This window comes from Lysobacter enzymogenes (assembly GCF_017168095.1).
Classification (GTDB): Bacteria; Pseudomonadota; Gammaproteobacteria; order Xanthomonadales; family Xanthomonadaceae; genus Lysobacter; species Lysobacter enzymogenes_D.
This window is the reverse complement of record NZ_LXSD01000406.1, coordinates 1,326-17,527: the sequence shown is the minus strand read 5'-3', so window position 1 is coordinate 17,527 and position 16,202 is coordinate 1,326. Positions and strand designations below refer to the sequence as shown.

Sequence of the window (16,202 nt, the reverse complement as noted above, 5' to 3'; positions counted from 1 at the left end):
AGCGGCCGCACGCGGTGGCGGCCCGCTTGAGCGCGCCGCGGCGCGCGGCGATGGCCTCGAGCGCGGAGCCGGACGCCGCCGCCGAGGTTTCATACCTCGATCCCGACAGCGCGGCCGCGTTCGCCGCGCTGGCCGCGAACGCGCGTCGCGCCGCCGATCACCGCCGGCTGTTGTGCGCGGCTCTCGAGCAGGCATTGAACGACCGCCCCGGCCGCGCCGTGCGCCTGCTGGAACTGGGCGCGGGTTACGGCGAAGGGATCGAACGCGCGCTGCCGGCGCTGCATGCGGCCGGCGCGCGCGTGGAGTACGTCTACGCCGATCCATCGCCCGCGCGCGCCGCCTTCGTCGCCAGCCGCTTCGCCGATCGAATCCGCTTGCGCAGCATCGCGCTCGATCCCGACGCACTCGCCGCGATCGCGCGCGAACGCGGCTTCGACCTGATCCTCGCCGATTCCGCCAGCGGCGAAGCCGCCAATCCGTTGCGCGTGCGCGCGGCGATCGCCTGGCTCGCCGTCGACGGCGAACTGCTGCTGACCGAACGCGACGACGCGACACGCGACTGGACCGCCACGCTGGTCGGCGCCGGCCTGGCACCGCTGCACGGGCACGCCCCTACCGAGCCGGCCGCGGTGCGGTTGCACCGGCTGCGGCGCGCATCGTCGCCTGCTTCCGCGACCACCGCGACGACGCCCGGCGACCACGACGAAATCGACGGCCGCGACCGCCGCTGCGCGGTCTCGACGGAAGAGCACGCCACATCGGTCATGTGGTGATAGGCGAGCGAACCCCGACGAGTTCGCGAAAGTGAATCCGCCGACAGCACGCCATTCGCCGACTGGCGCATCGCGCCTGCCTGGCTGTGTCGCTAAGACTGCGCCATGCTTGAGCGGGCCACTCCGCCCCTCGCTTCGGCGGCGTGACGACGACCCGCCGGAATCGCTCCGGCCACCTCCGCGCTGTTGCGTGCGTTGGGTCTTGTTGCGCGTGCAACACGCGACACCGATCGAATATCGGGCAATTCCGCAGGCCCAGCGCCCGTGCCCGCCGTCAAGAGGCCGGTGTGCATGCTAGGGTTCCGGGGCCGGGACCGCACGAACGCTGTATTGCTGTGATGAAGCAAGTGGAGCGGGGCAATCGCCACGCTCGCATTCGCGCGACAGACAGCACAGGGCGATCCGAGTCCCGGTTTGGACGATTCATGGCGTCTGAACCAACACAGTCGTCACGATCATTCCGCAGCCTTCAGACTTCACTCGCAAGGAGCACGTATGAAGACGAACACATATCGCGCCATCGGCGCTGCCTTCCTGATGTCGATGATGCTCAGCGGCGCCGCCCTTGCGGCTCGGCATCACTACCAAGTCATCGGCGAGGGCTACGGCCACGACCGCGACCAGGCGTACGAAGCCGCCTCGTACTACGCGTACCAGGCTTGCTATTTGGGCTGGGGGGAGTCGACTCAGGAGGAAACCATCCTGGTCGAAGAATTCCAGCCGACGACCGGCTACTGGTACGTGAAGCTGGCGCAGGGCTGTTTTTCCGACGACTGAGCCGAGTGCGGCTTGCGTGATGCAAGCGGCGAGCCGGGAAATGCCCGGCTCGCCGTCGGCTTACTCCGCGCCCCGATGTGCCTAAGCTGAAGGGATGGCCCGCGGATGTTGCCGTTTGTCGAAGACACGCGGCGCAGGCCGGATGTGGTGCTGTGCGACTTCCACTTGCCGGACATGGATGGCTTGGAAGTCACCCGCCGATTGCTGGCGGAGCATCCGGAGCTGAAGGTGTTGATCGTCTCGGTGGTCGAGGGAGGGCCGGTGCCGCGCAGGCTGCTGGCGGCCGGCGCGATGGGCTACGTCTCGAAGGCCCGCGACGGCAGCACGGTCGTCCGCGCGGTTCGCGAGGTGGCGGCCGGTCGGCGCTATCTGGACGAGGCGCTGGGGGCGCGGGTGCTGTTCGAGACGACGCCGTTCGACCACCTTAGTCCGCGCCAGTTGGAGGTCGCGCTACTGATGGTGCAGGGCAAGCGTAACGCGGAGATTGCGCTGGAGTTGGACCTGACAGAGTCCACCATCCGCACCGTGCGAGCGAAGGTGATGGCCAAGCTCGGCGTGCAGACCGACATCGCGCTGGCGCGGCTGGCTATGGACTGCGGGCTGATTCCGCCGGCTGGCGACGGTGGAGCGTTCCGTTCGAATCGCTCCGGGTGATCAAAAGGCCGATCCAACCGCGAAAACACCCCTTCTCAAAACTACCTTGTTTTTGGCGCTTTGCGCACAGGAGCGTTTGGTCTCAGGACCAACCGACCAGAGAAAAGAGGGCGGGAGAGAGAGGAAAATGGCCCGATTCGGCGGCTCGCCGGAAACCCAAAAACCAAACGCCCCTCGCAAAGGCCCGCCAGTAACGGAGCTTGCAGAGGGGCGTGCGGACAGCGGAGAAACTTCCCCGCTAAGAATTGGCGCGCCTGGAGGGATTCGAACCCCCGACCAACGGCTTCGGAAGCCGCTACTCTATCCGGCTGAGCTACAGGCGCTTAGAGATCGCGCACGGCCGGGTTGCGGCGTGCGGCCGTGCATCATAGCGGAATCCGGTGGCGTGGGTGAATCCGTGTCGTCGGGGTCGAGGCCGGGCCGCGACCGCTGCCGCTGGCCGGGCCGTCCTCGCCGGTCGAGCCGGCCGGCCGGGCCGGACCTGCGGGGGCGGTTCTATCGGTCGCCGCATCGGTCCGGTCGGGCCTTCGCTCCGCCGCAGCCGCGGCCCGTGCCGCACCTATCCGCCGCTGTACTTCCCCCCGTGCCCCCGGCTCGCGCAGGCCCCCGCCAGGCCGATTCGGCAAGCCCGCGAACCCGCCCCGCCCAGGCGCCGCTCCGCCGCCGCGTTACTCTATTGCGCTATGGATCACGCCCACCCCCATCTGCCCGCGCCGGATTGGCGGCGGCGTCTGTCGCTGTATTGGAAGCTGACCCGCGGCGACCGGCCGATCGGCTGGCTGTTGCTGCTGTGGCCGACCTGGTGGGGGCTGTGGATCGCGGCCGGCGGGGTGCCGCCGTTGTGGACGTTGTTCGTGTTCTCGGCCGGGGTCTGGCTGACCCGTGCGGCCGGTTGCGTCATCAACGATTACGCCGACCGCTGGCTGGACCCGCACGTGGAGCGCACCCGCCACCGTCCGCTCGCCACCGGCGAGCTGCGCGGGCGCGAGGCGTTGGCGGTGTTCGCGGCGCTGATGCTGGCGGCGTTCGCGCTGGTGCTGACGATGAACCGGCTGACCGTGCTGATGAGCGTGGTCGGGGTGGCGCTGGCGGCGAGTTATCCCTATCTCAAGCGCTACACCCATCTGCCGCAGGTGTATCTGGGCATGGCGTTCGGCTGGGGCATCCCGATGGCGTTCGCGGCGGTGCGCGGCGAGGTGCCGGCGGTGGCGTGGCTGCTGTATGTCGCCAACATCCTGTGGTCGACCGCGTACGACACCTGGTATGCGATGGTCGATCGCGAGGACGATCTGAAGATGGGCTCCAAGTCCACCGCGATCCTGTTCGGCGATCTCGACCTGGTCGCCATCGGAGTGCTCTACGCGCTGATGTTCGCGGCCCTGGCGCTGGCCGGGCAGCGCGCCGGGCTGGGGCCGTGGTACTACGCCGGGCTGATCGCGGCGATCGCGCTGGTGGTCTACGAATTCATCATCGCGCGCGGACGCGAGCGCGAGCGCTGCTTCCGCGCGTTCCTGCACAACCATTGGGTCGGGCTGACGGTCTTCGCCGGCCTGGCGCTGGACTATCTGCTGCGCGGCGCGTACGCGGCCGTCTGAACGGAAATCTGAACGACGCGGGCGCCGCCGCGCCGCCGCATGCATTTCAAGTGGCGTTGACAGCTCGACTGGCACACTCCGGCCACGTCGAAACGGAGGGCGCGGCGTAGTCGGCCCTTCCCGCGCGCGGCCCGGCCGCCCGGCGTAGTCCGTCGCCGTCTGGAAGTCCGCATGTCTTCAGTCCTGTCTGCGCGCCGCCGGCGCGCGCGCTTGCCTCGCCTGTGTCCGCGCACCCTCGCGCGCCGCATCGTCACGCTCGGTTTGATCTGCCTGGCGCTGCCGCTGACGGCGCAGGCGCAGTTCGCCACCGGCGGCGCCGGGCGCTTCAAGCAGAACATCTACTGGTTCGACTGGGGCACCGCGCCCAACACCATCGCCCAGTCCGGCGTCAGCGTGACCAACGTGATTCCGCTGTCGGGGCAGGAACTGCGCGTGACCTGCTCGCTGAGCAACATCAGCGGCGGCACCGCGCCGTCGCTGCGCATCTACCGGCCGGGCGACTGGACCGGCGACGGCCTGGACGATCTGTACAACATCGGCGGTACCGGCACCGCCAACACGATGGACATCGGCCTGCGCAACAACGTCAACGGCACCACGGTGAACTTCGACTTCACCTGTTCGGCCACGCTCGGCGCGCCGGGGCAGCCGAACCCGCCGGCGTACCAGCTCGAAGGCCTGGTGGTGGCCGACGCCGAGCAGTCCTCGAATTCCGAATACCTGCAGGCGACCATCGCCACCAGCAACGCCGGCCAGCCGACGGTGTGGCGGGTCATCGACCGCTTCCGCTCCGCCAACTGCACCAGCAGCACGCCGGCGCTGCTGACCGAAACCGCCGCCACCCGAACCCTGCGTTTCGGCGCGGCGCCGTTCTGCTCGTCCGGCCCGATGGCCGTGGGCTTCATGGAGAACGCGACCAGCGCCAGCGTGCAGTTCTTCGGCGGCGGCGGTTCGGCGGTGGCGCTGGGCGTGGTGGTGGTGGATTCCACCGACCACGGCGATGCGCCCAGCAGCTACGGCGACGCCGTCCATCTGGCCCAGTTCGCCTGGAGCGGCGGCACCCTGACGCCGGGCGTGAGCACCAACGTCAACGACAGCAGCTTCGCCCTGGCCAACCTGGTGCCGCCGAGCACGCGCCTGGGCACCGCGCTGGATTCCGAATCGGCCGCGCAGTACTCGGCCAACGCCGACGGCGACGACTTGCTCGGCAGCGACGACGAAGACGCCTTCGCCGCGCCGCTGGGCAGCGTCCTGGCGCTGCCGGGCACCACCTACACGTCGCCGCCGATCGCCTGCACCGGGCCGGGCACGGTGCGCGGCTGGATCGACTTCAACCGCGACGGCGACTTCGCCGATGCCGGCGAGGTCTCGACCAACAGCCCGACCTGCACCGGCACCACCACGGTCAACCTCAGCTGGACCGTGCCGGCCGGCGTGCGCACCGGGCGCAGCTACATGCGCCTGCGCATCGCCAGCAATGCGGCGCAGATCGCCGCGCCGAGCGGCTCGGCCAACGACGGCGAAGTCGAAGACCACGTGCTGACGCTCGCCGATGCGCGCATCGCCCTGGTCAAACAGGTCGACGCGCGCGCCGATGCCGCCGATCAATTCACCGTCAGCCTGCTGCAGGGCGCCAGCGCGCTCGCCAGCGCCGCCACCAGCGGCGCCGGCACCAGCGCGAGCACCGGTCCGGTGTTGCTGGCGTCGGGCACCGGCTACACCCTGCGCGATGCGCTCAGCGCCGGGCCGACGCCGTTCGCGCGCTATCTCAAGAGCATCGCCTGCGTCGCCAACCCCGGCAGCAGCGGCGCGCTGCCGGCGCCGGCCGGGCCGAGCGGCGCGGGGCCGATCGACTGGACGCTGACGCCCAACGCCGGCAACGACCTCACCTGCACCATCCGCAACCGCGCCGCGCTGACCGGGCTGCGGATCAACAAGACCGACAGCCAGACCAGCTACACCCCGGGTGTGGACCGAGAGTACACCCTCACCGTCAACAACGACGGCGCGGCCGCGGCGGTCGGCGCCCAAGTCAGCGACACGCTGCCGCCCGGCGCGACCTTGTCGGCGCCGTGGCGCTGCACCGCCAGCGCGGGTTCGGCCTGCGGCGCCGCCAGCGGCGGCACGGTCGGCGGCAACAGCGTGGCGTTGACGGTGGACCTCGCGGCCGGCGGCAGCGCGACCATCGTGGTGCCGGTGCGCTACAGCGCCGATCCGGGCGATTACTGAGGCGCGGCGTTGGCGGACGCCGATGCGGGCGACGGCCTTCGCGCCCGCACCGTCCGGTCGCTCCGAGTCGCCGAACGCGAGCCCGCAACGCCGGCACAACGCAAGCGCGATCCACAGCAACGACGGCCTCGCGCCGACAGTGCGCAATGGCGTTCTTGCCCTTGCGAGTAACGCTGCCATGCTCCGATCGCTCCTGCCGCTGTGTGCGTTGTTCGTCTGCTGCGGCGCGATCGCCGCGCCGCCCGCGCCCCAGGCCGCGCCGCCGACGCGCGAGCACTTCGCGCCGCCGGGCTGGGAAGGCTCCTACCACGACCTGCACTACTCGCCGGTGGTGCGCATCGGCGACCAGGTCATCGTCTCCGGCATCCCGACGCCGGACGAAGGCGACGACGAAGCCAAGGCGCGCGCCGCGTTCGTCGCGCTGCGCGCGCACCTGCGCAGCGCCGGCGCCGACCTGGACGATGTGATCGAGCTGCAGAGCTTCCATGTCGCCCGCGACCAGGCCGAGTTCCGCCAGCGGATCGAGCCGGTGCTGAAAGTGCATCGCGAGTTCTTCAAGGACCATTACCCGGCCTGGACCGCGGTGGCGGTGAGCGGCTTGTACTCGAAGAGCGCGACGTTCGAACTGCGCGCCGAAGCGGTGATCGGCTCGGGCAAGGCGCCGCGCGCTCGAATCGACAAGCGGCCCTGAGGCGCCCTATTCCCCTGTAGGAGCGGCGCGAGCCGCGACCGCGACAACGCAACTACGCCGAAGGTTTCGAGGCGGTTGTGTTGTCGCGGTCGCGGCTCGCGCCGCTCCTACAGGGAGGCTTTCGGCACCGCCACGGCGTTTGCGACTAAAGTCCAAGTGGCCCGCGCACCCCCGGCTCGGACAATGCCCCAGCCTTCGCAGGACTTCGCCACGCCATGACTTCCGCCGCCCCCGCCGCCGACGGCCCGCTCGCCCGTTTCGCCCTGCGCAGCGCCGCCTGGGCCGAACGCTGGTTCCCCGATGCCTACGTGTTCGCCGCGCTCGGCGTGGTCGTGGTCGCGCTCGCCGCGCTGGCCTTCGGCGCCACGCCCACCGCCACCGCGGCCGCGTTCGGCGACGGTTACTGGAGCCTGATCCCGTTCACCATGCAGATGGCGTTCGTGGTCATCGGCGGCTATGTGGTCGCCACCGCGCCGGCGGTGGCGCGGCTGATCGACGCGCTGGCGCGCGTGCCGCGCAGCGGCCGCGGCGCGATCTGCTACGTCGCCCTGGTCAGCATGCTGACCTCGCTGCTGAGCTGGGGCTTCTCGCTGGTGTTCGGCGGCCTGCTGGTGCGCGCGCTGGCGCGGCGCGACGACCTCGACATGGACTACCGCGCCGCCGGCGCCGCCGCCTACCTCGGCCTGGGCGCGGTGTGGGCGATGGGCCTGAGCTCCTCGGCCGCGCAGTTGCAGGCCAATCCGGCGAGCATGCCGCCGGGGCTGCTGGCGATCACCGGCGTGATCCCCTTCAGCGAAACCATCTTCCTGTGGCAGTCGATCGCGCTGACCGCGGCGCTGATCGCCGTGTCGCTGCTGGTGTGCTTCCTGACCGCGCCGCGCGGCGCCTCGGTCAAGCGCGCGCGCGAATTCGAAGGCGCCGACCGCCTGGCCGCCGAGGAAACCCACGCCGCCGCACTGCCGCCGCGCACGCGGCCGGGCGAGTGGCTGGAATACAGCCCGCTGATCACCTTGCTGCTGGCGTCGATGAGCGTGGGCTGGCTGGTCTACGAATTCGCGCAGAAACCGGCGGTGGTGGCGATCGCCAACCTCAACACCTACAACTTCCTGTTCCTCACCGCCGGCCTGTTGCTGCACTGGCGCCCGCGCAGCTTCCTCAACGCGGTCGCGCGCGCAGTGCCGAGCACCGGCGGCGTGCTGATCCAGTTTCCGCTGTACGGCGGCATCGCCAGCCTGCTGACCGCGGCCAAGGGCGCCGACGGCCAGACCCTGGCCCATCATCTTTCCAGCGTGTTCGTGCAGATCGCCAGCACCGAAACCTTCACCCTGGTCATGGGCCTGTATTCGGCGGTGCTGGGTTTCTTCGTGCCCTCCGGCGGCGGCAAGTGGATCATCGAGGCGCCGTACGTGATGCAGGCCGCCAACGACCTGCAGGTGCACCTGGGCTGGGCGGTGCAGGTGTACAACGCGGCCGAGGCGCTGCCGAACCTGATCAACCCGTTCTGGATGCTGCCGCTGCTGGGCGTGCTGGGCCTGAAGGCGCGCGACATCGTCGGTTTCACCTTCCTGCAGCTGTTGGTGCACATCCCGTTGGTGCTCGGTTTGCTGTGGCTGCTCGGACTGAGCTTGAGCTATCACCCGCCGGTGATGCCCTAAGCCCATCGCCGCGCCCGGCGCAAGCGGAAAAATCCTACCCTCGCGCGCGCCGACGGCCGACTGACGCCGTCGGCCGCGGCGCGCGATCCTGTGCGCCGTGGAGACGCCGCGCAACCCGCGCGACGACAGCGGAAAGGAGGCCGCGCCGCTCCACGATCGCGTTCCCGACAAGGACGTTCGGCGGTCGTCGCAGCGGATTCTCAATGTGCGAGAACCGCCGCGGCGATAATGGCAGCACGCGGCGGGAAGGGAATCCAGGCCGATAAAAGGCGCTCAAGGACGCGGCGCCATAGGGGCCAGGGACGCGCATCGCAAGCGACAAGCATCCTCGTCGGTGGAGAACTTGCGATGCCGGGCCCGAGCACGGCAGGGAACGTCGGCCAAGCGAACCCGCCCGATTCGAGCAGGCGCGCCAGGAGGCGCAAGGCAGGGAGCACCGCCAGGGACGGCGGGCGCTCGGAATCGGGGATGCGCCAGGATGGCGCGCGTGGCGGCACGGATGCCGCCACCGGGTGGGGGGCCAAGGAAGGCCGGCGGGCCGCGCGCGCTGCGCGGCCCGGTGGTTTGCGCAGGGCGCTGCATGGGTGCTGCGTGCTGCGCCGCGCGGCGTGCGCTGCGCGAGGGGGGAAGACCTTCAGTCCCGACGCTTTCGGCTCCGAGCGGGTCGAAGCCGCGTCGCGGCCGATTGAAGGCGTCGGGCCTGAAGGTCTTTCCCGGGAGTGAGAGTGGTGCGGCAGTGTGGGTCGTGCGGTGCGATGCGATGCAACGCGACGCTCGCCGTGCCGGTCGTGCAACGCCTGCGCGCCGCGGGTGTTGCGTAGGAGCGGCATCGGGCCGATCCGTTCTCCGGCGGCGAACAGGCTGTCGTGCCTGCCGAAGCCACGTTGCTACCAAACCCCAGCGCAACTCGCCGACCGTCATCCCCGCGCAGGCGGGGATCCAGAGTCTTCAGCGCCATGTTTCGACGAGGCCTCGAATCCGCGCGTCCGCAAAGGCGACATCGATGCGCTCCGCCGCGCCCTTCGAAACGGCGCCGCGCGCGATAGCGCATCCACGGTCGCCATCCCCAGCGCCCCGTTGCATTTCCGCAATCGCGCATCACAAAACCGCCCTCGCCGCACCCGCGAATACTGTGACCGCGCCGACGCTCGCCGCCGCGGACGTGGAGTAGCGTGCTGACGTCGCCGCACGCGCGGTCGTCGCCCATCGCGCGTGTTGCGTCGCCATCGCCGCAGGCCCTTGTCGACCTCGCCGCCGAACCATGCGCGGGCGTCGATGCAGGCCCGTCCGCCGCTCGCAGGGGAACCGCCATGAGACTGTCCACGTTGCTGTGCACCGCCGCCTTGTCGTTGGCGGCGACTTGCGTCCACGCGGCGGTGCCGGCGCACTACGTCGTGTTCGAAATGGACGCGCAAGGCCGCGCCGAACCGGTGTTCTACACCCAGGTGCAACTCAACGATCCGCAGCGCGATCTGCGCGGCAGGCAGCCGGTCGAGCGCGGGATCGAGCGGGTCGAGTACCGGATTTCGCGCAACGGCGCCAAGAGCGCGCAGACGTTCGAGGCGCAGGTGCCGCAGTTCCTGCGCGCCGAGTTCGCGGCCGATCCGGAGCACGGCGACGGGCGCATCGAACTGCACCGGCCGCTACGCGATCCGCACCGCGCGTTCGTGGTGCGGGTGCCGCTGGACGCGGCCGACGCGATCGAGCTCGGCGGCGGCGCGGCCAAGGCGGCGCAGCGCTTCGACCTGCGCGAACTGGCGATCCGCGCCGCGCAGCTGCCGCTGGCCGCGAGCGCGCGCGGCGCGATGCCGCTGGCGGCGCCGTTGTCCGGCGATGCTCAGGCCAGCGCCGCCAAGGCGGCCAACTCGGGCAACCGGCTCGACATCCTGGTGCTCGGCGACGGCTACACCAGCGCCGAACAGGCCACCTTCGCCAATCACGCCGCCGCGTTGAAGACCGCGCTGTTCAACGTCAGCCCGTACAAGGATTACCAGAACTTCGTCAACTGGCAGGCCGGCTTCGTCGCTTCGAGCCAGTCCGGCGCCGACCATCCGCCGTACCAGGCCGGCTGCACCGGCACCAACTGCTGCGCCGACACCGCCGCGCGTACCGATCCGCGCGCCGGCACCTTCGTCAACACCGCGCTGGACGCGACCTTCTGCACCAGCCAGATCCACCGCCTGCTGACCACGCGTTCGTCCAAGGTCATGGCCGCGGCGGCCGGGTTTCCCGACTGGGACAAGATCCTGGTGACGGTCAACGACCCGGTCTACGGTGGCGCCGGCGGTTCTTACGCGACGATTTCGGCGCACACCAGCGCCGCGCTGATCGCGATCCACGAGTTCGGCCACAGCTTCCACGGCCTGGCCGACGAGTACGACTCGCCCTATCCGGGCTTCCCGGCCTGCAGCGACCTCAGCGGCAGCGCGCCGTGCGAGGCCAACGTCACCAACCAGACCAACGCCAGCCTGGTGAAGTGGCGCAGCTGGTTCACGCCCGGCCTGCCGATCCCGACCCCGGCCGGCACCAGCGGCACCGGCCTGTTCCAGGGCGCGCGCTATCTCAGCAGCGGCATGTACCGGCCGGTCGACAACACCTGCCTGATGCGCGCGTTGGGCAATTCGTTCTGCCCGGTATGCCGGCAGGAGTATGTGCTCAAGCTCTATCGCGGCGGCTTCGGTTCGCCCGCGGCCGGCATCGACCTGATCGAGCCCGGCACCGAAGCGCCGTCGCCGGCGACGGCGGTGAGCTATGCGCGCGGCACCACCAAGCGCTTCTCCGCGACGTTGCTGCAGCCCAGCCTCGGCGCGGTGGCGGTGCAGTGGTACCTCGACGGCGTGGCGATCTCCGGCGCGACCGCGGCCAGTTACGACTTCCGCCAGGACGCGGCGACGCCGGCCACGCGCACGCTCGAATTGCGCGTCACCGACCAGACCGCGTTCGTGAAGGCGGCGATGGCCGGCAATCTGCTGCAGCATTCGCGCACGTGGACGATTCGGGTGGGGGCGGCGCCGGTGGCGGTTGCTGCGCCGGCGGCTCCGGTTGCGGCGGTGCCGGTGGAAGCTGCGCCGCTTGCAACTGCGCCAATGGCGCGGCTTGCGGTTTCGCCCTGATCGGGCGCGGTGGTTGGGGGCGGTAGTCGGTTGGTCGCGCTGGATCTGGCGAGCGGGACGATGCGGTCGCTGCTGCGGGTTGCGTCGGCGTAGCGGCTGAGCTTCGATGCCGTTGCGCCGTTGCGCCGTTGCGCCGTTGCGCCGTTGCGCCGTTGCCGCCGCGGCCGCCGCGGCCGTGGTTGTTGCCTCGTTACCGTCGCTGCGGCATGGCGCGTCGATGCGATGACGCTCGGGACGTCAAGAAATGTCGCGATGAAGCCCTGGGTTCCCGCTTTCGCGGGAACGACGTCTGGTGGGTGCGTCGGTTTTCACTGTCGTGTAGGCGACTTCTGGCGAGATGCCGGTTTCCTCCCAGAACGTCGTCCCCGCGAAGGCGGGGATCCAGAGCCTTCAGCGTGGGGTTTGCGCCTTCGTGTGAGCGCCGTCAAGCAGGTCGCCGGTTTCCTCCCAGAACGTCATCCCCGCGAAGGCGGGGATCCAGAGCCTTCAGCGCGGGGTTTCCGCCTTCGTGTGAGCGACGTCAAGCAGGGCGCCGGTTTCCTCCCAGAACGTCATCCCCGCGAAAGCGGGGATCCAGAGCCTTCAGCGTGTGCCTGCCCGCCGTCCAGCGTCCTCGCGTCCTGTATCGCAGCGTCGTTGACGCATAGCGACTACGCCCCGCAAGCGCCTCACAGCGTGCGCGCGCACACCCACGCATCGACCCGCTGCGCGCCCGCGCGCTGCAGCGCCTGCGCCGCGGCGTGCAAGGTGGCGCCGGTGGTCATCACGTCGTCGATCAGGATCGCGTGCGCCGGCGGCGGCGCGGCGGCGGTCCAGGCGAAGGCGTCGCGCAGGTTGCGGCGGCGCTGTGCGGCGTCCAGGCGCGATTGCGGCGGCGTATCGCGCGCGCGGTGCAGACCGCTCGCGCGCAGCGGCAGGCCCAGGCGGCGCGACAGCGGGCGCGCGAGTTCCAGGGCTTGGTCGTAGCCGCGCTGGCGCAGGCGGCTGCGGTGCAGTGGAATCGGGATCAGCGTGGCCGCGCCGCGCCCGGCCAGCGGCGCGAACGCCGCGGCCATGGTGGTGGCGAGCAGGCGGCCGGCGGCGAGGTCGTGGTGGAACTTGAAGCGCGGCAGCAGGCGGTCGAGCGGGGCGCGGTACAGGCTGGCGGCGCGCACTTCGCGCAAGGGCGAGGCGCGCGCGCGGCAGGCGCTGCAGCGCTCGGGAGGCGCTGGCGGGACGGGTGCTGCCTGATCGTCGTGCGTCCCGACGTTCACGGGAATCGCGTCCGTGCGCAGCGGATCCGTCCCGTCCGCGGCGGCGGATATCGTGAGGAGCGATGTCGAGAGTCTGCACGGTGCGGTCGCTGGCGACGCCAACGGCTGTACCAGCGCTCTTGCCGCAGCTGCGCCGGGCACTGCAGTGGCGGGCACGGCGGCGCCAGGCGACGCTGTCGCTGGTGCCGGGTCCGTCGACGCTGCCTGTGCCTGTGCCTGTGCCTGTGCTTCTACTTGTGCCTTTGCCGCTACCGGTAGCGGTGGCGATGACGGATCCACCCGCCCCCAATCCATCGACGCCGACACCATCGGCATGGCGCACCCCAGGCAACTTCGCTGCGCGCGCGGCCACTGCGCCCAGCAGGCCGCGCACAGATCGCAGCCGGACAGCCCGGGCTCGGCGCAGATCAGGCAGCGCGGCGGCCACAGCGCCCAGGCCAGGCGCGGCCAGAAGCCGGTCGGAGCGGGCAGGGCGAAGAGGGCGGCGGTCATGCGGCCAGTGTCGAAGCCGCGGCGCGGCGACGCCATCGGCGCGCCGCCGTGCGTAGGGTCGGAAAAGACCGCGCTGCGCCGCCGCGAATGCCTGCGCGAGCCACGCCGCCGCAACCGACGACCAGGCGCCCCAAGCGGCTCAAGCGGCCCAAGCGGCCCAAGCGACTCAAGCGACCCAAGCGACTCAAGCGACCCAAGCGACCCAAGCGACCCAAGCGACCCAAGCGGCTCAAGCGACCTTGCCCATTCGGGCCAACCCACCAAAAACCGCAGCCAAAATCGCGCCCCCTCGCCAGCGCGAACCGTCCGACCGCCGCGACGCGACCGCCGCCACTCCCGCAACCCACCGCGATCGCGCCGCCAACGCGGCCCCAACAGGACGAACACGCACCAAACATCGCGCAAGTTGCGCTCATTTCCACTCCCGGCGCCTGTCAACCGAATCGGCAGGCCGGCGGTTGACAGCCATCCCCCCGCTTCCCAGACTGCCCGCTCCGGCCGCGCCCGCCGCGGCCGGTTCCCTTCCGCCCGCCGTCAGTGCAGTCCGCTGGAGCCAGCCCGGTGCCCAACGCCTCCCCCGAAACGATCCTGCGTCACGACTGGTCCCGCGCCGAAGTCCGCGCGCTGTTCGACCTGCCGTTCCCCGAATTGCTGCACCGCGCCGCGAGCGTGCACAAGGACCACTTCGACCCCGCCGAGGTCCAGGTCAGCACCTTGCTGTCGGTCAAGACCGGCGGCTGCCCGGAAGACTGCGCCTACTGCCCGCAGGCCCAGCGCTACCACACCGGGGTCGACGCGACCAAGCTGATGAGCACCGAGGCGGTGCTGGAGAAGGCCCGCCAGGCCAAGGCCGCCGGCGCTTCGCGCTTCTGCATGGGCGCGGCCTGGCGCTCGCCCAAGGACCGCGACATCCCGAAGGTCGCGGCGATGATCCGCGAGGTGAAGTCGCTGGGCCTGGAGACCTGCGCCACCCTGGGCATGCTGTCCGGCGAGCAGGCGCAAAAGCTCAAGGACGCCGGCCTGGACTACTACAACCACAACCTCGACACCGCGCCGGAGTTCTACAACGAGATCATCCGCACCCGCGAGTTCCAGGACCGCCTGGACACGCTGGAGCACGTGCGCGACGCCGGCATGAAGACCTGCTGCGGCGGCATCGTCGGCATGGGCGAGTCGCGCGAGCAGCGCGCCGGCCTGCTGCAGACCCTGGCCAACCTGCCGGCGCATCCGGATTCGGTGCCGATCAACCGCCTGGTCCAGGTCGAAGGCACGCCGCTGGCCGGAACCACCGAGCTGGATCCGTTCGAATTCGTGCGCACCATCGCGGTTGCGCGGCTGATGATGCCCAAGTCGATGGTCCGTCTCTCCGCCGGTCGAGAATCGATGAGCGACGAGTTGCAGGCGCTGTGCTTCCTGGCCGGCGCCAACTCGATCTTCTACGGCGAGAAGCTGCTGACCACCGGCAACCCGGACACCGAGCGCGACCTCGCCCTGTTCGCGCGCCTGGGCCTGCGGCCGATGCAGATCGTGGAGACCGCGGGCACCGTCCATGCGAGTATTGAAGAGCAACAGGACCATCCCGCCCACACCTGCGCCGCCTGAGCGGCGGAGCCAACTGCCATGAGCAGCAGCCAGCGAATCCTTTGGCGCGACCGGATCCACGCCGCACAGGCCCAGCGCGTGGCGGCCGCGCGCAGCCGCACCCATCGCGCGGTGAGCCACCGCGACGGCGCGCGCTGCGAAGTCGACGGGCGTTCGCTGGTGAATTTCTGCGGCAACGATTACCTCGGTTTGTCGCAGCACTTCGCCGTGATCAACGCGTTCCAGGACGCGGCCTCGCGCGAAGGCACCGGCGGCGTCGCCTCGCATCTGGTCTGCGGCCATCACGCCCAGCACGAGGCGCTGGAACGCGAGCTGGCCGACTGGCTGGAATCGCCGCGCGCGCTGCTGCTGGGCAGCGGCTTCATGGCCAACCTCGCCGCGGTGCAGGGCTTGCTCGGCGAAGAAGACGTGTGCGTGCAGGACCGGCTCAACCACGCCAGCCTGATCGACGCCGCGCGCCTGGCCGGCTGCCGTCTGCGCCGCTATCCGCACGCCGATCCCGAAGGCGCGATCCGGCAGTTGCGCAACGTCCCCGACGGCCTGGCGATGCTCGCCACCGACGGCGTTTTCAGCATGGACGGCGACATCGCCCCGCTGCGCGACCTGGCCCTGGTGGCGCGCGCGCAGAAGGCGGTGCTGTACGTCGACGACGCCCACGGCGTCGGCGTCACCGGCCCGGACGGGCGCGGCAGCGTCGCCGCGGCGCGTTTGTCGGTGCAGGAAGTGCCGCTGCAGCTGGCGACCTTCGGCAAGGCGCTGGGCAGCTACGGCGCGGCGCTGCACGGCGATGCCGACCTGATCGGGCACCTGGCCGAGACCGCGCGCAGCCACCTGTACACCACGGCGCTGCCGCCGGCGCAGGCCGCGGCCACGCGCGCGGCGATCAAGCTGGCGCGCAACGACCATTGGCGGCGCGAGAAGCTGGCCGAACTGACCGCGCTGTTCCGCGAGCGCGCGACCCAGCTCGGCCTGGAGCTGCTGCCCTCGGGCACGCCGATCCAGCCGGTGATGTGCGGCGACGACCGCCGCGCGCTGGCGATGGCGCAGGCGCTGGAGCAGCAGGGCTACTGGGTCGCCGCGATCCGCCCGCCGACCGTGCCGGAAGGACGCGCGCGGCTGCGGGTGACGTTCTCGGCGCTGCACACGCGCGAGCAGGTCGAAGGCCTGCTCGAAGCGCTGGCGCGCGCGGCCGAGCGGGTCGCGATCGAGCGCGCCGACGAGGCCGCGCTAGCGACGGCGGGGGCGGGGCGGTAAGGCCAGCAGCTCGTCGCGCATACGCACCAACACCCCGTCATTCCCGCGAAAGCGGGAATCCAGGGCTTCACCGAAGCATGACTCTGAAGTCTCTGGATCCCCGCCTTCGCGGGG

General features: G+C 70.7%; 11 protein-coding genes, 1 tRNA gene and 1 pseudogene. 10 read left to right on the top strand and 3 right to left on the bottom strand.

All coding sequences use genetic code 11. The features are described from left to right. From A7A76_RS17285 to A7A76_RS17275, 3 genes are all read left to right on the top strand, one after another. A partial coding sequence (locus A7A76_RS17285) for a class I SAM-dependent methyltransferase (protein ID WP_206412366.1) occupies positions 1 to 773 on the top strand: 773 nt, incomplete at its 5' end. Positions 774 to 1,268: 495 nt separating this feature from the next. Next, positions 1,269 to 1,550, top strand: coding sequence for a hypothetical protein (locus A7A76_RS17280; protein WP_206412365.1), 282 nt, complete (start codon positions 1,269 to 1,271; stop codon positions 1,548 to 1,550). 105 nt (positions 1,551 to 1,655) lie between these two features. After that, entirely contained in the window at positions 1,656 to 2,204 is a 549-nt protein-coding gene (locus tag A7A76_RS17275; protein WP_206412364.1) for a response regulator, read from the top strand. 246 nt (positions 2,205 to 2,450) lie between these two features. On the opposite strand, the gene A7A76_RS17270 is transcribed toward A7A76_RS17275, so the two are convergent. Next, positions 2,451 to 2,527, bottom strand: a tRNA-Arg gene (locus tag A7A76_RS17270). 360 nt (positions 2,528 to 2,887) lie between these two features. On the opposite strand from A7A76_RS17270, the gene ubiA reads away from it, so the two are divergent. The 5 genes from ubiA to A7A76_RS17245 all read left to right on the top strand — a co-directional run bounded on the left by ubiA (position 2,888) and on the right by A7A76_RS17245 (position 11,487). Then, on the top strand, positions 2,888 to 3,799 hold the full coding sequence (gene ubiA / locus A7A76_RS17265) for a 4-hydroxybenzoate octaprenyltransferase (RefSeq protein WP_206412363.1): 912 nt from the start codon (positions 2,888 to 2,890) through the stop codon (positions 3,797 to 3,799). A 171-nt stretch (positions 3,800 to 3,970) separates the two neighbouring features. After that, on the top strand, positions 3,971 to 6,028 hold the full coding sequence (locus tag A7A76_RS17260; RefSeq protein WP_206412362.1) for a CshA/CshB family fibrillar adhesin-related protein: 2,058 nt from the start codon (positions 3,971 to 3,973) through the stop codon (positions 6,026 to 6,028). Between the two features lie 178 nt (positions 6,029 to 6,206). Beyond that, entirely contained in the window at positions 6,207 to 6,719 is a 513-nt protein-coding gene (locus A7A76_RS17255; RefSeq protein WP_206412361.1) for a Rid family hydrolase, read from the top strand. A gap of 215 nt (positions 6,720 to 6,934) precedes the next feature. Beyond that, entirely contained in the window at positions 6,935 to 8,374 is a 1,440-nt protein-coding gene (locus A7A76_RS17250) for a short-chain fatty acid transporter (protein WP_206412360.1), read from the top strand. Positions 8,375 to 9,684: 1,310 nt separating this feature from the next. Next, positions 9,685 to 11,487: a M64 family metallopeptidase gene (locus A7A76_RS17245; RefSeq protein WP_206412359.1), complete on the top strand. Its 1,803-nt coding sequence runs from the start codon at positions 9,685 to 9,687 to the stop codon at positions 11,485 to 11,487. Positions 11,488 to 12,155: 668 nt separating this feature from the next. Here the strand turns inward: A7A76_RS17245 and A7A76_RS17240 are convergent. Then, positions 12,156 to 12,740: a ComF family protein gene (locus tag A7A76_RS17240; RefSeq protein WP_206412358.1), complete on the bottom strand. Its 585-nt coding sequence runs from the start codon at positions 12,738 to 12,740 to the stop codon at positions 12,156 to 12,158. A gap of 315 nt (positions 12,741 to 13,055) precedes the next feature. Continuing rightward, positions 13,056 to 13,232, bottom strand: a pseudogene (locus A7A76_RS26815) (double zinc ribbon domain-containing protein); the annotation flags it as partial. 585 nt (positions 13,233 to 13,817) lie between these two features. Here A7A76_RS26815 and bioB point away from each other — a divergent pair. Next, complete coding sequence (gene bioB, locus A7A76_RS17235; RefSeq protein WP_206412367.1) at positions 13,818 to 14,834, top strand: biotin synthase BioB; 1,017 nt, start codon at positions 13,818 to 13,820, stop codon at positions 14,832 to 14,834. An 18-nt stretch (positions 14,835 to 14,852) separates the two neighbouring features. Beyond that, positions 14,853 to 16,088, top strand: coding sequence for an 8-amino-7-oxononanoate synthase (gene bioF, locus A7A76_RS17230; RefSeq protein ID WP_206412357.1), 1,236 nt, complete (start codon positions 14,853 to 14,855; stop codon positions 16,086 to 16,088). Positions 16,089 to 16,202 lie beyond the last annotated feature (114 nt).